Here is a 20,730-nt window from a genome sequence, read left to right on the forward strand (position 1 = left end):
CCACTTGTTGACTTTTCTTGGCGCTGCCTCTCCCCTTGCGATGCAGTCCCGGCCGAAGCAGTCGAACGGCCGGCGACCGAATGGAGGGACTGATGAAACTTCGATTTCTGCTTGCGATAGCGACCATTCTGGCCGCCGTCTTGGGGACGTCCGCCGCCGCCTTCGCCTACGGCGCCCATACCACGACCAGCCTCAACGTGCGCACCGGGCCTGGCGCGGGATACGCCAAGGTCGGGACGCTGCCGGCCGGCTTCAGGGTCGACGTGACCGGCTGCCAGCCTGGCTGGTGCAGGATCCATGGCGGCGGTTGTCAGCGGCTGGGCCAGTTCCGGCTATCTCTCGCGGACCCATGTCGTGCATCCGCCGGTCATCATCGTGCGCCCGCCGCATCGGCCGCCGCACTGGCACCATCGGCCTCATCACCGTCCTCCGCACCACCGCCCGCCGCACAAGCCGCGTCCCGGCAAATGCAAGATCGCGCCCGGCTTTCCCTGCAAGTAGGCCCGGTTTCCTGCAAATAGACCGCTTGCATCCAATACGGCACGAAGGGATGCCGTGACTGATCGGGGCCGCTGGCCCCGATCAGCGTTTTTGGCAATGGGCCTGGTGGGGCAAGGCCCACCGTGGTGTCAGGAGCGTGGCCGTTCACCGGAACGCCTGTCGTAAGGGCGCGTTAACGTCGCGATCCCTGAAACTGGTGACGAGGTTGGCCATGGCCTTTCGCGATTTGGCGCAGACCCAGAACGAGGCCAGCGGCGACGTCCTCGCGATCCCGGCTGTCGCGGCGATGATCGCGGTGCTGTTTGCCGGCAGCACGGTGCTGACGCCTCTCTATATCATCTACAAGCAGCAATTCGGCTTTTCGCAGATCACTCTGACGCTGATTTACGCGGTCTATGTCGTCGGCAATCTCGGCGCCTTGCTGGTGTTCGGTGGCGTGTCGGACGTGGTCGGACGCCGGCCAGCAGCGCTGGCGGCGATGATTGTGGCCATTGTCAGCGCGCTTATCTTCCTGTTCGCCGGAAATGTCGTGTCGCTCGACGTGGCACGCATCCTGAGCGGGCTTGGTATCGGCATCGGCGCGGGGACCGGGACCGCCTGGATTGCCGAGCTTCTGCCGGCCGCCGACAAATCACGTGCCAGCATCATCACCACCAGCACCAACTTCCTCGGTCTCGGTTTCGGGTCGCTGATATCGGGCCTGTTGGCTCAATACGAGCCCTGGCCGCTGCGGCTGGTCTTCATCGTCTATCTCATGGCGCTCGCGGTGGTGGCGGTCCTGGTCTGGCGCACCCGTGAAACCGTGGCGAAACCGGGTGGCCTTGGGCGGATTTCGATGCGGCCGCACCTCTCCGTGCCTGAGAAGATACGCACGCGCTTCGTCGCGCCGGCGGTGACCGGTTTCGGCGCGATGGCGTTGGTCGGCTTCTATGCCGCGTTGGCGCCGAGCATCCTGGCGCAGCAGCTGCACGAGGCAAACCATGCCGTTGCCGGCGCTCTGTTCTTTGAACTGGCGATCGTCGCGGCGGCCAGCATCGTGGCGCTGATGCGTGTGCAGAGCAGCAAGGCCATGCTGGCCGCCCTGGCCTCGATGATCCCAAGCGTGCTGCTGGTGGTGGCGGCGCAGATGCTGGCCTCGATGGCATTGATGATCGTGGCGACGGCCTGCTGCGGTGTCGTGGCCGCCCTTGGCTACCGGGGCGGCCTGCAGGTGGTGAACGAGATCGCGCCGCAGGATCGCCGTGCCGAAGTGGTGTCCAGCTTCTTCGTCTGCTGCTTTGTCGGCAACGCCCTGCCTGTCATCGGCATCGGCGTCGTGTCGACCTATGCCAACCCTGTCGCGGCGAGCCTGGCCTTCGCGGTCATGATCATCGTGTTCGCGCTGGTGGCGCTTGCCTTCGGGCTCAGGCAAAGACGCTGAGACAGCCGTCAACTGGCCGGCAGCCGTGCTTCAGCCGTGCGGCGTTTCAGGCGTCATGTTCGCGCGCTGGCGCGGCATGCCAAGGCCGGTGTCGGGCGGTTCGCCGGCAGCCGGCCTGTTCTCGATCATGTGCAAGCTGCGCCAGCCGCCGAAGCGGTAGTAGGCCGCGGCCAGGACCAGCGAGGCGATCGAACCGGCCGGGAAACTCCACCACAGTGCTTCCTCGCCGATCACGCCGCGCATGTAATAGGCGAAGCCGGTGCGCACGATGAGCACCGAAATCACCAGGATGATCAGCGGCGGCATCACGGCCCCCGTGGCGCGCACCGTGGCGAACACGACGATGGTGATGCCGAACAGGACGAACGACCAGGATGCGACGGTGTTGATGTGGGCGGCGATATCGATGGCGGCGCTGTCACTGCTCAGGAACAGGCCCAGGATCGAGCGGTCGAAGACCCATAGCAGCGCGACGAGGGCGCCGGTCAGGACGAGATTGAAGCCGACGCCGGAGGCGGCAACGCGGCCGATCCGGTCCCAGCGGCCCGCGCCGACATTCTGCGCCGCCATCGAAGAGACCGCGGCGCCGATGGCGAGTGCCGGCATCTGGATGTAGGTCCAGAGCTGCGCGGCGATGCCGTAGGCGGCGGCAACCTGCGAACCATAGGAGTTGACGATGCCCATCACCGTCAGCGCCGCCGCCGAGATGACGATCATCTGCAGGCCCATCGGCACGCCCTTGAAGACGACGATGCGCAGCAGCGCCGGATCGGGGCGCAGCAGAGCGAGATTGGCGCCGGCCAGCCGCAACGGATGCTTGCGCGCGTAGAGCACGACTAGGATGGCGATGACGCTCACGGTCTGGCCGATCAGCGTCGAGGTGGCGGAACCGGCGATGCCGAGTTCGGGAAACGGGCCGATGCCGCGGATGAGCAGGGGATTGAGCACAATGTCGAGCACCACCGCCAGCGCCATGAAGATGAAGGGCGTGCGGGAATCTCCGGCACCGCGCAGCACGGTCATGACGAAGGACAGAAGGTTCATCATCGGCACGGCGACGAAGATGATGCGCAGGTAGGAGCGCGCCAGCGGCAAGGCGTCGGCCGGCGTGCCAAGCGCGCCCAGGATGGTATCGACCCAGATCCAGCCGCAGACCGCGAAGACCACCGAAACGAGGAAGAAGAAGGTGGCACTGGTGCCGACGATGCGGCGCGCCTCCGGCAGGTCGCGGGCGCCGACCGACTGCGCCACCAGGATGGTGGCCGCCATGCCGATGCCGAACACCGTGCCGAGGATCAGGAACAGAACGAGGTTGGCGTTGGAGGTCGCGGTCAGCGCCGATTCGCCGAGGAATCGGCCCACCCAGACGGCATTGACCGAGCCGTTCAGCGATTGCAGCACATTGGAGCCGAGCACCGGCAGGGCGAACAGCAGCAGCGTGCGCGGGATCGGGCCGCTGGTCAGGTCGCCGGTGCGCCGACGCGCGGGCATTTTTTCGTCCATGGCTAAGGCCTATCTCGAGTCCGGTGCGCGATGATCGCAGATTCAACCGGACAGGTCGATGTAGGCGGACGGTCCAAGGCGTTCGCGCCATGATGGGACATCATCGACCTCGACAGCCGGGTCAACGGAGCCCGCCCAGGTCTTCGTGCGGCCCAACCTGTCGGCCGCCGGCAAGATCATGGCCGTGTCGAGCAGGACGGCCAAGCCGATCGATGCGGGCGTGCCGAAGGACGCCGAGTTCTTGAAGTAACTGCCTTCACGACCTGCTCAGGCGGACGCGCCAGGCGCGCCCGCTTGTGCGGTGATCGTTACTTCTTGCCGAGACCCGGCAGCGTCACCCGATAGACCAGGAACATGGTGTCGACATCGGCGCCGTCATCGGCCTTGTAGGGGGCGCCGACCTGGAAGCCGTCCTGGGCGAGGAAGTCATTGTCGTTGCCGACGAACAGGAAATAGTCGTCGGGCAGCTTCGGATCGAGGACGCTGGCGACCGACATCGCTTCCCACTTTTCCGAGAGCTCATTGTGGTCCTTCGCCCCACCATTGTGCAGGCCGAAGCGGCCAAGCTCAGCGGCGTCGTTGATGTCGATGAACGGTGTCAGCTTGGCCGGCGTCACCGACGGGTCGAGCACGCCCTTGGGCGCGACCGGCTTGTCGGCGGCATCGAAAGGCCCGCTGGCGATGTCGGTCGCGCCGGACAGGTCGACGATGTTGATCTGGCGGTAGAGTGACGCGTCACCCTTCTTCAGGCCCTGGCCGTTGCCGCTGTCGCGCGCCAGCATCAGGAAGGACGTGTCCGAAAGCGCCACGATCTCGCTTTGCGCGGCGACCTTGGTCTTGCCCTTGGCATCCTTGAACACCGGCAGCGGCACGACATATTCATGCGCGAGCTTCAGATGGGCGAGGTCGGAGGCATCATAGACCAGCGCCCGGGTGTTCTGCCGTGTCGAGGGTGAATCGCCGCCATCCTGCCTCGGAGCCGACTGCAGCACGGCGATCAGGAACTTGCCGTCCGGCGTCATCGCCATGCCTTCGAGGCCCTGGTTGTTCTGGCGTCCGGTTTCGGGATCCTTCGGATCGGGGTCGGCGGCGCCCGGGCCGGGATTGTCGGAGGAGAAGTTCGGTGTCCCCTTGCGCATCGGAACGAGGGCCGCCGGCGGCTGGGTCGCCGACATCAGGCGGCCTTGCGCGGAGAACCTGTAGATGTTGGGGCCGTACTCGTCGGAGATGAACATCGAACCGTCGGGCAGCCGCACGATGGCCTCATTGTCGAGAGCGAGCTTGCCGTTGGTGGCGACGGGCAGCATCGGCATGTCGCCGGCGGCCGGGCGCACATCCGACAGCGGATCGAGCCCGGTGGCATCGGCGCCCTTGTCGTCAGTAAGAAGCATCGTGTCGGCAAGCGTCGCCTTGACGCCCTTCTGCTCCTGGCCGGCGGCGGGAGCAGCGCCCGGCGCGACAGGCGTGAACTCGATGCCGATGGTGTTGAGACGCGGCCGGTAGTCGGTGGTGCCGGCGACATTGTAGCCACGGTCGGGCAGGAGCCAGAGCGATCCCTTGTAGGTGCCCGCATCATGCGTCCAGCCGGATGTGTCGATCGCCATGCCGGAGCCCGAGCCGAAGGTCTCGCCGAACTTGTCGCGCTGGTCGGCCGGGATGCGGCCGACGCCGACCAGGCCCTTGTTGACGTAGGCCACGCCGTCGGCAAGCGCCGGGGTGAGAGCGGTGAACAAGGCCAGCGCGACGCCGAGCGAGGCGGTTCGGTGCAGGTGTTTCATGGACAATCCTCTTTGTGACGAAGCATGCCGGAGCGGCCGAAGGACAAACGGAAAGAGGTGCCGCATCGATGATGCCGCGCATGCCTCCCCGAAAGCGATCTAAGGCGTCAACATGATGCTTGCGTGACAGTGCGCGACGCCGACCAGCGGCGATCTCCAAGTGCCGATGAAAACGCTGGACGGCATGAGATTGTTGACCGTCCATCTGCAGTATTCAGCGTACTAGACACTTATGTACAGCGCGTATATGGTGCTGCCTCTGACAGACCGGGAGGGAAGCCTTGAAGTCGCACTACCGCGCAGTTGTCATTGGGGGTGGCGTGGTGGGCGCCTCGGTGCTCTACCACCTGACGCGGTTCGGCTGGAGCGATGTGGCGCTGATCGAGCGCGCCGAACTGACCGCCGGCTCGACCTGGCACGCGGCGGCCGGTTTCCATGCGCTCAACGCCGATCCCAATGTCGCTGCGCTGCAGGACTACACCATCAACCTCTACCGCGAGATCGAGGCCGAATCCGGCTGGGATATCGGGCTGCACATGACCGGCGGCGTCAACATCGCCAGTGATCCGGCGCGCTGGGAGTGGCTGAAATCGGCGTGGGCGGTGTTCCAATCGGTTGGCATTGAGACCGCCCGGCTGGTTACGCCCGACGAGATCAAGGCGATCTGCCCGATCGTCGACGTCACCGGCGTGCTCGGCGGCCTGCACGATTCCAACGAAGGTCATCTCGATCCCTACGGCACGACGCATGCCTATGCGGGTGCTGCCAAGAAGCGTGGCGCCGATGTCATCCTGCGTAACCGCGTGGTCGAGCTGAAGGCGCGCACCGACGGCCAGTGGGATGTCGTCACCGAGCAGGGCACCATCGTTGCCGAGCATGTCGTCAACGCCGGCGGGTTGTGGGCCAAGCAGGTCGGCCGCATGGCCGGCGTAGACCTGCCGGTGACGCCGATGGAGCATCACTATTTCGTCACCGAGGACATTCCCGAGATCGCGGCGCTCGACCGGGAGATCGGAATCGCCGTCGATCTCGACGGCTTCTCCTACCTGCGCCAGGAGCGCAAGGGCGTGCTGCTCGGCGTTTACGAGCAGAACCCGAAGCACTGGAACATGGACGGCGCGCCATGGGACTATGGCATCGAGCTGATTCCGGAAGACATCGACCGCATCAGCCCGGAACTCGCCAAGGCGCATGAACGCTTTCCCTGCCTGGCGACGGCCGGCATCCGCAAATGGGTCAATGGCGCCTTCACCTTCACCCCCGATGGCAATCCGATCGTCGGGCCGGTGCGCGGCGTGAAAAATTACTGGGTCGCCTGCGGCGTCATGGCCGGCTTCAGCCAGGGCGGCGGCGTCGGCAAGTCGCTGGCCGAGTGGATGATTTACGGCGAGCCGCAGGCCGACATCTTCGGCATGGACATCGCCCGCTACGGCGCCTTCGCCGCCAACCGCGAATATCTCAGGCAGACGACACGCCAGTTCTATTCACGCCGCTTCGTCATGACCTTTCCCAATGAGCGATTGCCGGCGGGCCGGCCTTTGAAGCGCCCGGGCGCCTATGACGGGATGGCTGCTGCCGGCTGCGAATGGACGGCCTCCTGGGGGCTGGAAATCCCGGCCTATTTCGCGCCGATGGGTTTTTGCGAGAACACGACGCTCAAGCGCTCCAACGCCTTCGACATCGTCGGCGACGAAGCGCTGCAGGTGCGCCGTGCCGCCGGCCTCATCGATATCTCGGCCTATTCGCGCTACGCGATTTCAGGGCCGGGCGCCGAGGCGTGGCTCGACCGGCTGCTCGCCTGCCGGCTGCCGAAAGCCGGCCAGGCGCGGCTGGCGCCCATGCTCGGGCCGGACGGGCGGTTGAAGGGCGATCTGACCGTCATCAACTGGGGCGGCGGCGACTATTGGCTGATGGGCTCCTATTATCTCCGGGAGTTCCACCTGCGCTGGTTCGAGAGACAGGCGCGAGAGGGCGTCACGGTCACCGACATTTCGGATGCCATGAGCGGCTTCCTGCTGACCGGACCGAATGCGCGCAAGATCCTGGAACGAACGACGCATCAGGACGTGTCGGGCAAGGCGCTGCCGTTCATGGCCTGCGGCGCGTTCGATGTCGGCATGGTGCACACGCGGGTTGCCCGTCTCTCCATCGCCGGCGAACTAGGCTTCGAGATCAGCTGCCCCATGACCATGCACGCCACATTGCGCGAAACGCTGCTTGCCGCCGGCGAGGACCTCGGCCTGGCCGAGATCGGCTATTACGCGCTCAATGCGCTCAGGCTGGAGAAGAGCTTCGGCATCTGGTCGCGCGAATTCACGCAGGGCTACACGCCCGGCCAGACCGGGCTCGATCGTTTCATCGCCTTCGACAAGGGCGATTTCGTCGGCCGCGACGCGGCGCTGAAGGAACGAGACGCCGGCGCCGCGCAGCGGATCGTGACGCTGGAGATCGACGCCGTCGATGCCGATGCCAGCGGCTTCGAGCCGGTCTGGCATGGCGGCCGGCGCGTCGGCTTCGTCACCTCCGGCGGATTTGGCTACACGATCGGCAAGAGCGTCGCGCTGGCGTTGGTGGACGACGATTTCGCCGGGGAGGGGACGGCGCTTTCGGTACACATTGTCGGCGTCGAACGGCCTGCGCGGGTCATCTCTGCCTCGCCCTATGATCCCCAGGGCAAGGCGATGCGGCAATGAGGAGGAACTTCCGATGATCGATGAGGCGGCACGAGACAGCAGGCGCGAACGCCGGCGCGGACGCACCGGCGAGGCGGGCAGCGAATCCAGCCGCAAGCCCAATTACCGGTCGCTGAAGAATCCATTCCTCCCGCAGCCGATCTTTTCCGACGACCAGGTGGCGTCGATCCACGACACGGCGCTGCGGGTGCTGGAAGAGCTCGGCATCAAGGTGCTGCTGCCGCAGGCGCGCGAAGTGCTCGCCCGCGCCGGCGCGCTGGTCGATCCCGAGACCGACATGGTGCGCATCGGCCGCGACATGGTGATGGCAGCCTTGGCCTCGGCGCCGCGATCGATCCACGCCAATGCAGGCGCGCGTGCTCGCGATCTGTTGCTCGAACTGGGTTCGATGACATTCCTGGCGGGCTCCGGCGCGCCCAATGTCACCGATCTCGACCGCGGCCGGCGACCCGGAACGCTGGTCGCTTTCGAGGAGCTCATCAAGCTGGTGCAGCATTTCGATGTCTTGCACATGCTGGGGCCGTGCATCGAGCCGCAGGACATCGACAACCGTTTTCGCCACTATGCCGTCAACCGGGCGCAGCTGACCCTGTCGGACAAATTCCCGTTCGTGTTCGCACGCGGCACGCCGCAGGTCGATGACAGTTTCGAGATGATCAGGCTGACCCGCGGGCTGTCCGAAGACGAGTTCCACTCCGGCGCGCATTGCTACACCGTCATCAACACCAACTCGCCGCGCCAGCTCGACATCCCGATGGCGCAAGGCATCATCGATTTTGCCAAGGCGGGGCAGGTGCTGATCATCACGCCGTTCTGCCTGGCCGGTGCGATGGCGCCGATCACGGTGGCCGGCGCCCTGACGCTGCAGCATGCCGAAGCGCTGGCCGGGCTGACGCTGGCGCAGATCGTGCGGCCGGGCGCGCCGGTGGTCTACGGTTCCTTCTCCTCCAATGTCGACATGAAATCGGGCGCACCGGCGTTCGGCACGCCGGAGCATATCAAGGCCACACTGGGCGCGGGCCAACTGGCGCGCTTCACCGGTCTGCCATGGCGCTCGGGCGGCGGCAGCGCGGCCAACATTTCGGACGCGCAAGCCGCGCACGAGACGCAGTTCGCGCTTTGGGGCTCGGTGCTGTCGGGCGCCACCGTCTGCATCCATGCGGCCGGCTGGCTGGAAGGGGGCTTGAGTGTTTCCCTTGAAAAGCTGGTTACCGATATCGAGGCGCTGCAGACTGTCGCCGAACTCTGCGCCGCGACGCCCGGCGACGACGACGCAATTGGCTTCGAGGCGATAGCCGAAGTGCAGCCGGGCGGCCACTTTTTCTCGGCTGGCCATACGATGGCGCGCTACCGCACCGCCTTCTATGAACCGCTGGTGGCCGACTGGTCGAATTTCGGCAACTGGACGCAAAGCGGTTCGAAGAACGCCACCGAACGCGCCACCGGCATCTGGAAGCGCATCCTGGCCGATTTCGAGCCGCCCGCTTCGGCCGCCGCCACGTCAGGCGTGCTCGACGCGTTCATCGCCCGGCGCACCGAAGAAGGTGGAGCGGCACCGGTTTCCTGAAGGCCGGCAAACGCGCACCAAGAGGTCTGAAGCTGGCTCAATTCCAGCAGCCATTGGCAATCCGCGCGTCTCGTGCAGAAATGAGCGGCATGCGCGAAACTTTAATCGCAACGGTGATCTTCCTGTGCCTGGCGGGGGCAGCTTTCGCCGCCATGGCCGTGTGGCCCAGGATGCCGGTCAGGCATCGCGACGACGATACGAATGCCGTGGTCCGGCTCGCCGCCAATCTGTTCGGAGTGATGACCTCGCTGATGCTTGGGCTGATGATCAACTCGGCCAAGAACACCTTCGAATCGATCGATCACAATGTGCATGCCTATGCGACGGAGCTGATCCTGCTCGACAGGACCTTGCGCCAATACGGACCGCAAACCGACGCGGTGCGCCAGCCGCTGGTCGCCTATGTGCAGGGGGTGGTGGCCGATGCCATGCAGGGCGACGAGACGCCTGCCGCCGGCAATGAGCTGTCCGAACATCTGTTGACGGAGATCGGCACGCGGCTGAGCGCGCTGCCCCCGGCCGACGCGGCGCGCGCCTCCGTCTTGCAGGACGTCCGTCAGCGGCTGCAGAAAGTGCTGGAACTGCGCTGGGTGCTGATCGAGCAGTCGGAGGGCACGATCCCTTGGCCGCTGATCGTCATGCTGGTTACGTGGCTGGCGCTGATCTTCGCCAGTTTCGGGTTCAGGGCGCCGAGGAATGCGATCACTGCCGCGACCTTCATGGTCTCGGCCGCGCTGATCGCCGGGGCGATCTACCTGATCCTGGACATGGATGTGGCGTTCTCCGGGCCGATCCAGATTTCGTCGGCGCCGCTGGAGCGGGCCTTGGCGGAATTGCAGCGATGATGCGGAACCGGCGGCATTCCCCAGACATTCATCGGGATGGCCAATGGAGGACGACATGGGTTTCGACCAGTATCACGAACCGCCGGAAGAACTGTCGCAGCAAGTGCGCACCTTCGCCCGCATGATCGCCTCGCTGATCGAGGAGGCGGAAGCGATCGGCTGGTACGAACAGCGCATGTCGGTGGAGAAGGACCCGCAAGCCAAGGCGATCATGAAGAACGCGCAGAGCGAGGAGTTCAAGCATTTCGGCATGGACCTCGAATTCCTGCTGCGCCAGAAGACCGACTGGCGCGCGGAACTGAAGGAAATCCTGTTTACGACAGGGGATATCGTGAAGGCCGGCGAGCGGGGCGAAAAGAAGGTGGATTGAACGGCTTCGCCGGCTTCTTGTCAAAGCTACGGCCCCAACTCACACCGCCGCGACAAACCCGTCCAGCACGCGTTTCTGGCCGGCCTTGTCGAAGTCGATGGTCAGCTTGTTGCCTTCGATGGCCGCGATGTTGCCGTTGCCGAATTTCTGGTGGAAGACGCGGTCGCCGACGCTGAAGGCCGACGGGGTGTCGGAGACGGATTTGGCGACCAGTTCGCCGTCGATGGTGCGGCCCTTTACGCTGGTGCGGCCGGCGCCGTAGCCGGAGTCTGTCTCGCCATAGCCGATGCGCTCGACCTGATGGCCCGAGCGCGTGCCCCAGTTGCGGTCGGTCGCCTCGGTGCGGTTGGCCTGCGCGCGCTGCCAGCCCGGTGTCGAATAGGTGTTGGAGAAGGCACCGGATTTTTCCGCGCCACCCGAATTGCCGCCGATATTGTCGAAGCGCGAGGCGCCATACGGGTTCTGTCTTCCTGCCCCTTGGCTGCCGCCACGGCCGGACGCGAACGAGCCGCCGCCATAGGGATTGCCGTAGCCGCCGTAGGAGTTGCCGGCTTCGGCGACCTCGACATGGGCTTCCGGCAGTTCCTCGAGGAAGCGTGAGGGGATGGTCGATTGCCAGAGGCCGTGGATGAGGCGGTTGGAGACGAACCAGATATGCAGGTTCTTCTTGGCCCGCGTCAGGCCGACATAGGCGAGGCGGCGCTCTTCCTCGAGCCCCGAACGGCCGCCTTCGTCCAGCGCGCGCTGATGGGGAAACAGGCCTTCCTCCCAGCCGGGCAGGAAAACGGTCTCGAATTCGAGGCCCTTGGCCGAGTGCAGCGTCATGATGGAAACGGCATCGAGCCCAGCATTCTGCTCGGCATCCATGACCAGCGCGACATGTTCGAGGAAGGAGCGCAGCGACTCGTACTCCTCCATGGAGCGGATCAGTTCCTTCAGGTTCTCCAGCCGGCCGGGGGCTTCCGCCGAACGGTCGTTCTTCCACATGTCGGTGTAGCCGCTCTCTTCGAGAATGGTCTCGGCGAGCTCGGTGTGCGGCGTGGTTTCCAGCGCCTTCTGCCAGCGTTCGAAATTGGCCGCGACCTCGCGCAGCGCGGCGCGCGGTTTCGGCTTCAGCTCGTCGCTTTCGGCGAGCGTGCCCGCCGCCTCCAGCATTGGGATGCGCATGCCGCGCGCCGTGTCGTGGATCTGCCGGATGGTCGCTTCGCCCAGGCCGCGCTTGGGCACATTGACGATGCGCTCGAAGGCGAGGTCGTCGGTGCCGTTGGCGACGACGCGGAAGAAGGCCAGTGCGTCGCGGATTTCCATGCGCTCGTAAAAACGCGGGCCGCCGATGACGCGGTAGTTCAGGCCGAGCGTGATGAAGCGGTCCTCGAAGGCGCGCATCTGGAAGGACGCGCGGACGAGGATCGCCATGTCGTTCAAATTGTGCTTCTGGCGCTGGTAGGCCTCGATGGTCTCGCCGATGGCGCGGGCTTCCTCCTCCGAATCCCAGGCGGCGTGGACGTTGACCTTGCCATCCTCGGGATCGTTGCGGTCGGTGAACAGCGTCTTGCCGAAACGGCCCTCATTGTAAGCGATGAGATGGGAAGCGGCGCCCAATATGTGTGCGGTCGAGCGGTAGTTGCGTTCCAGCCGGATGATGGTGGCGCCGGGAAAATCCTTGTCGAAACGCAGGATGTTGTCGACCTCCGCGCCGCGCCAGCCATAGATCGACTGGTCGTCGTCGCCGACGCAGCAGATGTTAACGGTGGCCCTGTGGCGCGAGGCGCCCCCCTCTGTCCTGCCGGACATCTCCCCCTCAAGGGGGGAGATCGGCTTGCCTTCCGGTCGCTGCGCGAGCAGCCGCAGCCACATGTATTGGGCGGTGTTGGTGTCCTGGTACTCGTCGACGAGGATGTATTTGAAGCGCCGGTGATAGTCCTTCAGCACATCGGGATTGGCGCGGAAGATGCGGATCGGGTGGCAGAGCAGGTCGCCGAAATCGCAGGCGTTGAGCGTCTGCAGACGCTCCTGATAGGCCTTGTAAAGCTCGCGGCCCTTGCCGTTGGCGAAGCTGCGCGCATCGCCCTCGGCGATGTCGGCCGGACCCTGGCCCTTGTTCTTCCAGCCGTCGATCATCTGGGCGAACTGTTTTGCGGGCCAGCGCTTGTCGTCCAGGCCCTCGGCCTGGATCAGCTGCTTGATCAGCCGCACGACGTCGTCGGTGTCGAGGATGGTGAAGTCGGATCTCAGGCCGGCAAGCTCGGCATGGCGGCGCAGCAGCTTCACGCCGATCGAGTGGAAGGTGCCGAGCCACGGCATGCCCTCGACATTGCCTTCGCCGATCAGGATGCCGATGCGCTGCTTCATCTCGCGCGCGGCCTTGTTGGTGAAGGTGACGGCCAGGATCTGCGAGGGGAAGGCCCTGCCGGTGGCGAGGATGTGGGCGATGCGGGTGGTGAGCACGCGAGTCTTGCCGGTGCCGGCGCCGGCCAGCACCAGAACCGGGCCTTCGGTGGTCTCCACCGCCAGCCGCTGCTCGGGGTTCAACCCCTTGAGATAGTCCGGCGCATTGTTCTGGCCGCCGCGGGCAGCCATGGCGCGCGCGGCAATGCCCGACGGGGCCGTGGGCCGCGCATTGGGTTCGTCGAAAAAGGGCATGTCTTCGGAAAAGCCGGACATCTCCCCCGAATGTAGTGATTCGGGAGGGAAAGACCAGAACTGTCTACGTTTTGTTCTGGGTAAAGTGCCTGATACGGCCACTCGAGCGATATGGCGGCCGGCGTTGTGAACAACCGCAGGGGGACAAGGTTGCCGCCGCGGACCCTTGACCTGCGCTTGACAGGCGCGGCGGTCGGGAGAAAGTTGCGTATGGGGCAGCACGCAATGCCGGGTTGCCTAGGGCCGCACCATGCGCGCAACAGTCGAAGGAGTATCATCTTGGCTGTCACGATCACCTCCCTCATCCTCTTCCTCATCGGCCTGGCGCTTGGCGCCGGCGGCATCTGGTTGGCTTCGCTGGGCGGCAGTTGGTACTACATCATCGTCGGTCTCGCCTTCCTGGTCGCCGCCTGGCTGCTCTACCGGCGCCGTTCGACGGCGCTCTGGCTCTACGCGGCGATCGTGCTCGGAACGCTTGCCTGGGCGGTCTGGGAAACCGGTTTCGACTGGTGGGAACTCGGCCCGCGCGGCGGCATCATCGTGCTGGTGGCCCTGTGGCTGCTGACGCCGTGGGCGCGGCGGGGCCTTGCCGGTCCGGACGGCCGCGCGCCACTGATCCTTGCCGTGCTGGCATCGCTGGCGGTGGCCGGCTATTCGATGACCACGGACCCGAAGGACATCGGCGGCGCGCTCGACACCGACAAGGTGATCCCCAACGCCAATCTCGGCGGCGACGTGCCGGCGGGCGAATGGCACTATTACGGGCGCACGCAGTTCGGCCAGCGCTATTCGCCGCTCGACCAGATCACACCGGATAATGTCGCCAATCTGCAGCCGGCCTGGACCTACCGCACCGGTGACGTGAAGGGTCCGGACGATGTCGGTGAGACCACCTACCAGGTGACGCCGCTCAAAGTGGGCGACACGCTCTATATCTGCACGCCGCACAATTTCGCCATCGCGGTCGATGCGGCGACCGGCAAGGAGAAGTGGCGCTACGATCCCAAGATCAAGCTCGACAAGGACCGGCAGCACCAGACCTGCCGTGGCGTCTCCTATTATGCCGATGCCGCCGGCGCCGCCGGTCAGCCCTGCGCGACGCGCGTCTATCTGCCGACCTCGGATGCGCGGCTGATCGCGCTCGACGCCGCCAACGGGCAGGTTTGCCCAGCCTTTGCCGAGGGCGGCACGCTCAATCTGCTGACCAACATGCCGTATCCGAAGTCCGGTTATTACTACTCGACTTCGGCGCCGCTGATCGCGGGCGGCAAGATCATCGCCGGCGGCGCGGTCAACGACAATTACTCGACGCAGGAGCCGTCCGGCGTCATTCGCGCCTATGATGCGAGCACCGGCAAGCTGCTATGGAACTGGGATTCCGGCAATCCGGACCAGACGACGCCATTGCCGGCCGGCCAGACCTACACCGCCAACTCGCCCAACATGTGGTCGACGCCGAGCGCCGACGAAAAGCTCGGCCTGCTCTATGTGCCGCTCGGCAACCAGACGCCGGACCAGCTCGGCATGGGCCGCAGCGCCAATGTCGAGAGATTCTCTTCCTCGATCACCGCGCTCGACCTCAACACCGGGCAGTTGAAATGGGTGCGCCAGACCGTGCACCATGACCTCTGGGACATGGACGTGCCGGCGCAGCCGAGCCTGGTCGACATCACCAAGGCCGACGGTTCCGTCGTGCCCGCGCTCGTCGGGCCGACCAAGCAGGGCGACCTCTATGTGCTCGACCGGCGCACCGGCGAGCCGGTGGTCGCGGTGAACGAAGTGCCGGCGCCGGGCGGCGCCATCGAAGGCGATCACACATCGCCGACGCAGCCGGTTTCCGATCTTACCTTCATGCCGAAGCCGCTGACCGGCGCCGACATGTGGGGGATCACCATGTTCGACCAGCTGGCCTGCCGGATCGAATTCCAGGGCCTGCGTTATGAGGGCCGCTACACGCCGCCTTCCGTACAGGGCTCGCTGATCTATCCCGGTAATTTCGGCACCTTCAACTGGGGCGGGGTAGCGGTCGATCCGGTGCGGGAGGTGATGTTCGGCATGCCGACCTACCTGGCATTCAAGTCACAGCTCATCCCCCGCGACCAGGTGCCGCCGCCGGATGAGGGGCGCGGCAGCGAACAGGGGCTGAACCGCAATGAGGGCGCCCCCTACGCGGTGGTCATGGGGCCATTCCTGTCACCGCTCGGCATTCCGTGCCAGGCGCCGCCCTGGGGCTATGTCGCAGGCGTCGATCTGAGGACCGGACAGATCGCCTACAAGCATCGCAACGGCACCGTCTACGACATGACGCCACTGCCGTTGCCGCTGAAGGTCGGGGTGCCCGGCATCGGCGGGCCGATGATCACGGCCGGCGGTGTCGCCTTCCTGGGCGCCGCCGTCGACGACTATCTGCGCGCCTATGACCTGACTTCAGGCAGGCAGCTCTGGCGGGCGCGGCTGCCCGCCGGGGGGCAATCGACGCCGATGACCTATACGGTCGCGGACGGGCGCCAGTTCGTGGTCATCGTTGCCGGCGGCCACGGCTCGGTCGGCACCAAGCCTGGCGATTATGTGATGGCCTACGCGCTGCCCAAGTAAGGGGCGGGGTCCAGTTTTCGCGACGCTAGCGCCGCCCCTCATCGCCCTGCCGGGCACTTCTCCCCGTATAGTGACGGGGAGAAGGGGCTGGACGCAACCGCGGCGCCTTCTTGCATCATTGGGGATTAGCGAAATCGGCGATGACAGCGCCCCTCTCCCCGTCACTATACGGGGAGAGGATGCCGGCAGGCAGGTGAGGGGCAGCGCCAGCCATGGTCAGCAAAGCGTCGCAATGCAGGACGTTTTTCTGCCTTCGACCGGGCGGCCGGCGTCGCCGTCTTAGCCGAGCCCCAGATGGCTCTTCAGGCTGGGCACCGAGCCGAGCACCTGGTTGGTCAAATCGGGGCCGGCGGCTGCCTCGGCCTGCTGGACCAGCGTCTCGCCTGCCTTCTGGATCTGCGCCATGTCGAGGCCGGATGCCTTGAGCGCGGCGAGGCCGTTGACCAGCGCGCCGGCTTTCTCGCCGAGAACGCCGCCAAGCGCGCCTTGCAGCGAGGACAGGAAGCCGCCGCCGCCGGCCGGGGCGGCCATGACGTCGTATTTCTGCGCCAGCGCATCGGCGCCCGGAATCTTGGCGAAGAAGGAGGAGGCGCTGGTGCCTTCGGCCTCATGCTCGAGGACCGAGAAAATGGTGCCGACGACCTTTTCGGTCGTAGCCTGGTCGAGACCGGCCTTCTGCGAGACGGTGTTCACGATGTCCTGGACGTCCATGACTTCACCTCACCTTGGGTTTTTCGTGTTTGCCGGATGACGCTGGCGGCTGCGTACCTTGACCATGGACTTGCGGCTCGCCGCAACAACGGCCGCGCGCATCGCCAGAACGGCGGCCGCAACCATGAAAGCTGTTGCGAGCATCGGCGAGGTCATGGTCATCGGCATTGTTCCTTCCAGATCGGGCCTAGAGCGGTTCAGAGTTTGATAGAACCTCCGCCCCACTCTAACTTCTTGTTTTACGCAATTCCCAAGGGGAAGCGCTGCGCGCTTCTCCCGGGAAAACCGCTACGCACTTTTCCTGGAATTGCTCTACCGTGACCGCCAAAAGCGGCCGGCCAGCCAGTTTCCCCCACTATTGTGGCAGCGCCATCAAGATTATTCACCGATGACAAAAACGTGATGATCTTCAGCGGCCTGGCTGGCGGTCTTGGAGGCGGCGAGGTGTCACCGTCCAGTGGACGATGACAGGCTCGCCCCTATCCTGCGGACGGCAAGGAAACCGAAGTCAAGACACCGAGATCGAGGAAGCCCATGACCGACGTCACCACCAAGCCCGTCATCACCCAGGCGATGATCGACGCCTATGACGAATACACCCATCTGACGCTCGATCGCCGTCGCTTCATGGAGCAACTGACCAGGCTTGCTGGATCGGGTGCCGCGGCCGCCGCGATCGCGCCGATGCTGGCGGCGAACTCCGCCCAGGCGGCGATTGTCGCCGAAAACGATGTCCGCGTGAAAGGCGAGGACATCACCTATCCCGGCAGCGGCGGCGAGATGAAGGGCTATCTGGTCAAGCCGGCGAACCAGGCCGGCAAGCTCGGCACCGTCATCGTCATTCATGAAAACAGGGGGCTCAACCCGCATATCCGCGACGTCGCCCGGCGTGTGGCGCTGGAAGGGTTCGTGGCGCTCGCGCCCGATTTCCTGTCGCCGCTCGGCGGTACGCCCGCCGATGAGGACAAGGCGCGCGACATGTTCGGGAAACTCGACCCGGCGCAGACCGTGGCCAACGGCGTGGCGACGGTCGCCTTTCTCAAGGCCGACAAGGACGGCAACGGCAAGGTCGGCGCCATCGGCTTCTGCTGGGGCGGCGGCACGGCCAACATGCTGGCCGTCAATGCGCCCGACCTCGCCGCCAGCGTCGCCTATTACGGCATGCAGCCGAACGCCCCCGACGCGTCTAAGATCAAGGCTGCGCTGCTGCTGCATTATGCCGGCCTCGACCAGCGCACCAATGCCGGGATCGATGCCTTCAAGAAGGAGCTCGACGCCGCGCATGTCGAATACACGGTCTATGTCTATGAAGGCGCCAACCATGCCTTCAACAACGACACCTCGGCGGCGCGCTACGACAAGAAGGCGGCCGATCTCGCCTGGGGCAGGACCGTCGCTTTCCTCAAGCAGAAGCTGGCTTGATCGTCGTCACCTTCCCGGCGCCCAGACCGTCTCGAAAGCCGGCGACAAGGTGAAGCCCGCCGGACGCTCCGATGTCGGCGGCGGGCGCCGCACGCCTTCCTGCAAATAGCGCAGGGCCGAAGTCACCCCGTGGACCGTGTAGGGCTTGGCAATGACCCCGATCGCGCCGGCGAAATGGTCGGGAATGCGCTTCGGGTTGGCGGTCATGAAAACGACCATGGAGTTCTTCCTGTCGTCGATATATTCGGCGACATCGATGCCGGTCGGGCCGTCGGTGAGGTGGATGTCGACAAAGGCGATGTCGGCCCGCGTCGAATCAACCACCTCCCTTGCTTCGGCCAGGGATGTCGCCCAGCCCACCACACTGTGGCCGGCGTCCTGGACAAGGCTTTCCAGCTCCATGGCCAGCAAGGCCTCATCCTCCACGATCAGGACCTTGAGAGGCTCATTCATGACAGGTTCCCTTTGTGCTGTGGTCCGTTGGGCATCGAAATGACAACGCGAGTGCCGGGACCGGCATCGCGCCACTCGATGTCGGCGCGCAATTGGCGTGCAAGCGACTTGATCAGCCGCATGCCGAAGGAGGCGTCCCCATTGGCGTCCGCCATGCCGACGCCGTCGTCCGAGACCTCGATGTTCAAATGGCCGTCCGGCTGGCTCATCTTGATGCCGATGCTGCCCGATCTCGTGCCATCCGGCCCTTCCTTGAACGCATGCTTGAGCGCGTTGGTGAGGAGTTCGTTCACCATCAATGCCACCGGCGTTGCCTTCTCGGCTGGGATGATGATGGACTCGAGATCAAGTTTCGGATTGATTTCCGAGCGTCCCGAAGCCGTGAGCAGCTCGGAGACGAGATCCCTGGCAAAATCCGAGACATCGAACTTGCTGACGTCCTTGGATTGGTAGAGCCGGCGGTGCACGGTGCTGAGCGCCTCTATGCGTTCCAGCATCGTGCCCAGCGAGCGTTTCAGATTCTCGTCACTGACGGTCCGGCTCTGCATGAGGATGAGCGAGGAGATCATCTGCAGGTTGTTCTTCACGCGATGATCGACCTCGTGCAGCAGCGTGGTCTGCGCCTCGAGCGCCGCCTCGAGTTCCGCAGTACGTTCCCTCACGGCTTTCTCGAAGCGATCCTTGTCCGCGGTGATGCGATGTTCCGAACGCTTGCGGTCTGAAACATCGAGCTGGGAAGCAAAGAAGAATTGCAATTCGCCTTTGTCGTTGGAGACAGGGCTTATGTAGAGCGCGTTCCAGAAGCTCGAACCATCCTTGCGGTAGTTCAGGATATCGACGCTAAGATCGGTCTCGTTCTCGATCGCGGCGCGTATCTCTGCGATGGCGGCCTTGTCGCTCTTGGGGCCCTGCAGGAAGCGGCAGTTCTTGCCGATAACTTCATGGCGCTCGTATCCCGTCAGGCGCAGGAAGGCGTCGTTTGCAAAGACGATCGGATTATCCTGCCGGCGCGGATCGGTAATGATCATTGACATCCGCGTGGCACGGATGGCCGCCGCGAAGGGGTCGCCCTTGCCTTGCTCGACATGAAGGTCGTCGGTCATGTGCCATGCGTCGGCGGGTTCCCTGGTCTTTTTCCAGTCCATCGCGTCGCTCCAAGCCATTTTTCGTGGGAGACAACGGCTCAAAGTCGGATTTGGTTCAATCTCGAACGGCCTGTCGCAGTTCGTCGCAGGTGGGAACCAACGGATGCTTTTTGCAACCGACTGGGAGGAAAGGGATTTCTCGACTAGCCGGCGGAGGCCGGCTTGTGGAAGGCGACACCGGCCACCACCAGGGCGATGCCGATGCAGTCGGCCGGACCGGGGATCTGACGCAGCACCACGACTCCGATCACTGTCGCGGTGACCGGCAGCAGGGACAGCATCAGCGCGAAACTCGAGCGCGGCAACCGCGCCATGGCGAGTTGATCGCAGGCATAGGGTATGACCGAGGAACAGATGCCGACGCCGACGGCGGCAATGAGCAGCGGCGGCGAGAAAAAGGCGGGCAGCGCGTCGGTGAAGCCGATCGGCAGCACGACGACGAAAGCGACTGCCATGGCGGCACCCAGGCCGGCGATGCCGTCGGCGGCGCCGGTGCGGGCGACGCGGTGGCCAAGCATGATGTAGCCGACAAAGAGCGCGCCGTTGAGGAAAGCCCAGAACAGCCCGATCGGGTCGCTTGACCATCTGACGTCGGTCAACAGCAAGGTGCCGGTGACGGCTATGGCAAGAGCGACCAGATTGCGGGTGCTCCTGAGGCCGACCAGCGCAATGCCGATGGTGCCGACGAATTCGATCGCCGCCACCAACGAGATCGGCAAGCGGTCGAGCGCCAAGTAGAACGAGCAGTTCATCACCGCCAGGCAAGCGCCGAAGGCCAGCAACAACAGGCGCGTCCGAGTATCGGTTCCGACGAAGGTTCGCCAGGGCCGCGTCAGCGGCGCGAAGATCAGCGCCGCTGTGGCGATGCGCAGCCACGCCATGCCGAGCACGCCGACATGCGGGAAAAGCAGCACGGCGAAGGCAGGCCCGAGATAGTGGAAGACCGCGCTGACCGCGAACCAGAGATGCGGTGGCAGTCTCGTCGCCAGGCTGCCCGGGCCGGCAAGAGCAGGCCTGGTGGCATCGCGACCGGCAGTCGGGACTTGCGCCTGGTCATCCATCGGCGCAGTATCGCAGGCGATCT

Annotated in this window: 16 protein-coding genes; 8 read left to right on the forward strand and 8 right to left on the reverse strand. The window is 65.0% G+C overall.

Features of this window, described 5'->3' with window-relative positions; translation table 11 throughout:
* Positions 1 to 92: 92 nt before the first annotated feature.
* Positions 93 to 521, forward strand: coding sequence for an SH3 domain-containing protein (locus EN851_RS01005; protein ID WP_245520670.1), 429 nt, complete (start codon positions 93 to 95; stop codon positions 519 to 521).
* Positions 522 to 712: 191 nt separating this feature from the next.
* Positions 713 to 1,921: an MFS transporter gene (locus tag EN851_RS01010; RefSeq protein ID WP_135928346.1), complete on the forward strand. Its 1,209-nt coding sequence runs from the start codon at positions 713 to 715 to the stop codon at positions 1,919 to 1,921.
* 30 nt (positions 1,922 to 1,951) lie between these two features.
* On the opposite strand, the gene EN851_RS01015 is transcribed toward EN851_RS01010, so the two are convergent.
* Positions 1,952 to 3,412, reverse strand: coding sequence for an MATE family efflux transporter (locus tag EN851_RS01015; RefSeq protein ID WP_245520671.1), 1,461 nt, complete (start codon positions 3,410 to 3,412; stop codon positions 1,952 to 1,954).
* Positions 3,413 to 3,732: 320 nt separating this feature from the next.
* On the reverse strand, positions 3,733 to 5,202 hold the full coding sequence (locus tag EN851_RS01025) for an esterase-like activity of phytase family protein (RefSeq protein ID WP_135928348.1): 1,470 nt from the start codon (positions 5,200 to 5,202) through the stop codon (positions 3,733 to 3,735).
* Positions 5,203 to 5,483: 281 nt separating this feature from the next.
* On the opposite strand from EN851_RS01025, the gene EN851_RS01030 reads away from it, so the two are divergent.
* The 4 genes from EN851_RS01030 to EN851_RS01045 all read left to right on the forward strand — a co-directional run bounded on the left by EN851_RS01030 (position 5,484) and on the right by EN851_RS01045 (position 10,677).
* Positions 5,484 to 7,895, forward strand: coding sequence for an FAD-dependent oxidoreductase (locus EN851_RS01030; protein WP_135928349.1), 2,412 nt, complete (start codon positions 5,484 to 5,486; stop codon positions 7,893 to 7,895).
* 13 nt (positions 7,896 to 7,908) lie between these two features.
* Complete coding sequence (locus EN851_RS01035) at positions 7,909 to 9,462, forward strand: trimethylamine methyltransferase family protein (protein WP_135928350.1); 1,554 nt, start codon at positions 7,909 to 7,911, stop codon at positions 9,460 to 9,462.
* A gap of 89 nt (positions 9,463 to 9,551) precedes the next feature.
* Positions 9,552 to 10,307: a DUF4239 domain-containing protein gene (locus tag EN851_RS01040; RefSeq protein WP_135881896.1), complete on the forward strand. Its 756-nt coding sequence runs from the start codon at positions 9,552 to 9,554 to the stop codon at positions 10,305 to 10,307.
* Positions 10,308 to 10,362: 55 nt separating this feature from the next.
* Positions 10,363 to 10,677 carry a hypothetical protein gene (locus tag EN851_RS01045; RefSeq protein WP_127871667.1) on the forward strand — a complete coding sequence of 105 codons (315 nt, stop codon included), beginning with the start codon at positions 10,363 to 10,365 and terminating at the stop codon, positions 10,675 to 10,677.
* 39 nt (positions 10,678 to 10,716) lie between these two features.
* Here the strand turns inward: EN851_RS01045 and EN851_RS01050 are convergent, their stop codons facing one another.
* Positions 10,717 to 13,341, reverse strand: a complete 2,625-nt coding sequence (locus EN851_RS01050; RefSeq protein WP_135928351.1) for a UvrD-helicase domain-containing protein — start codon at positions 13,339 to 13,341, stop codon at positions 10,717 to 10,719.
* Between the two features lie 258 nt (positions 13,342 to 13,599).
* On the opposite strand from EN851_RS01050, the gene EN851_RS01055 reads away from it, so the two are divergent.
* The gene (locus EN851_RS01055) at positions 13,600 to 15,915 is read left to right on the forward strand and encodes a glucose/quinate/shikimate family membrane-bound PQQ-dependent dehydrogenase (protein ID WP_135928352.1); all 2,316 of its coding nucleotides are present in this window, start codon (positions 13,600 to 13,602) and stop codon (positions 15,913 to 15,915) included.
* 279 nt (positions 15,916 to 16,194) lie between these two features.
* On the opposite strand, the gene EN851_RS01065 is transcribed toward EN851_RS01055, so the two are convergent.
* The gene (locus EN851_RS01065) at positions 16,195 to 16,626 is read right to left on the reverse strand and encodes a hypothetical protein (protein ID WP_127277585.1); all 432 of its coding nucleotides are present in this window, start codon (positions 16,624 to 16,626) and stop codon (positions 16,195 to 16,197) included.
* 9 nt (positions 16,627 to 16,635) lie between these two features.
* Positions 16,636 to 16,788, reverse strand: coding sequence for a hypothetical protein (locus tag EN851_RS36120; RefSeq protein ID WP_189521829.1), 153 nt, complete (start codon positions 16,786 to 16,788; stop codon positions 16,636 to 16,638).
* Positions 16,789 to 17,160: 372 nt separating this feature from the next.
* Here EN851_RS36120 and EN851_RS01070 point away from each other — a divergent pair, with 372 nt between their 5' ends.
* A complete protein-coding gene (locus tag EN851_RS01070) occupies positions 17,161 to 18,048 on the forward strand; it encodes a dienelactone hydrolase family protein (RefSeq protein ID WP_135928353.1) in 888 nt (295 codons plus the stop codon).
* Between the two features lie 6 nt (positions 18,049 to 18,054).
* Here EN851_RS01070 and EN851_RS01075 read toward each other — a convergent pair whose 3' ends face one another.
* The 3 genes from EN851_RS01075 to EN851_RS01085 all read right to left on the reverse strand — a co-directional run bounded on the left by EN851_RS01075 (position 18,055) and on the right by EN851_RS01085 (position 20,707).
* Entirely contained in the window at positions 18,055 to 18,501 is a 447-nt protein-coding gene (locus EN851_RS01075) for a response regulator (protein ID WP_127277581.1), read from the reverse strand.
* On the reverse strand, positions 18,498 to 19,646 hold the full coding sequence (locus EN851_RS37650; RefSeq protein WP_127277578.1) for a histidine kinase dimerization/phosphoacceptor domain -containing protein: 1,149 nt from the start codon (positions 19,644 to 19,646) through the stop codon (positions 18,498 to 18,500). The genes EN851_RS01075 and EN851_RS37650 overlap by 4 nt, the downstream gene beginning before the upstream one ends.
* Before the next feature lie 143 nt (positions 19,647 to 19,789).
* The gene (locus tag EN851_RS01085; protein WP_135928354.1) at positions 19,790 to 20,707 is read right to left on the reverse strand and encodes a DMT family transporter; all 918 of its coding nucleotides are present in this window, start codon (positions 20,705 to 20,707) and stop codon (positions 19,790 to 19,792) included.
* Between the last annotated feature and the right edge of the window lie 23 nt (positions 20,708 to 20,730).

Origin of the sequence: Mesorhizobium sp. M8A.F.Ca.ET.208.01.1.1, from assembly GCF_004791315.1 — a bacterium.
Taxonomy (GTDB): domain Bacteria; phylum Pseudomonadota; class Alphaproteobacteria; order Rhizobiales; family Rhizobiaceae; genus Mesorhizobium.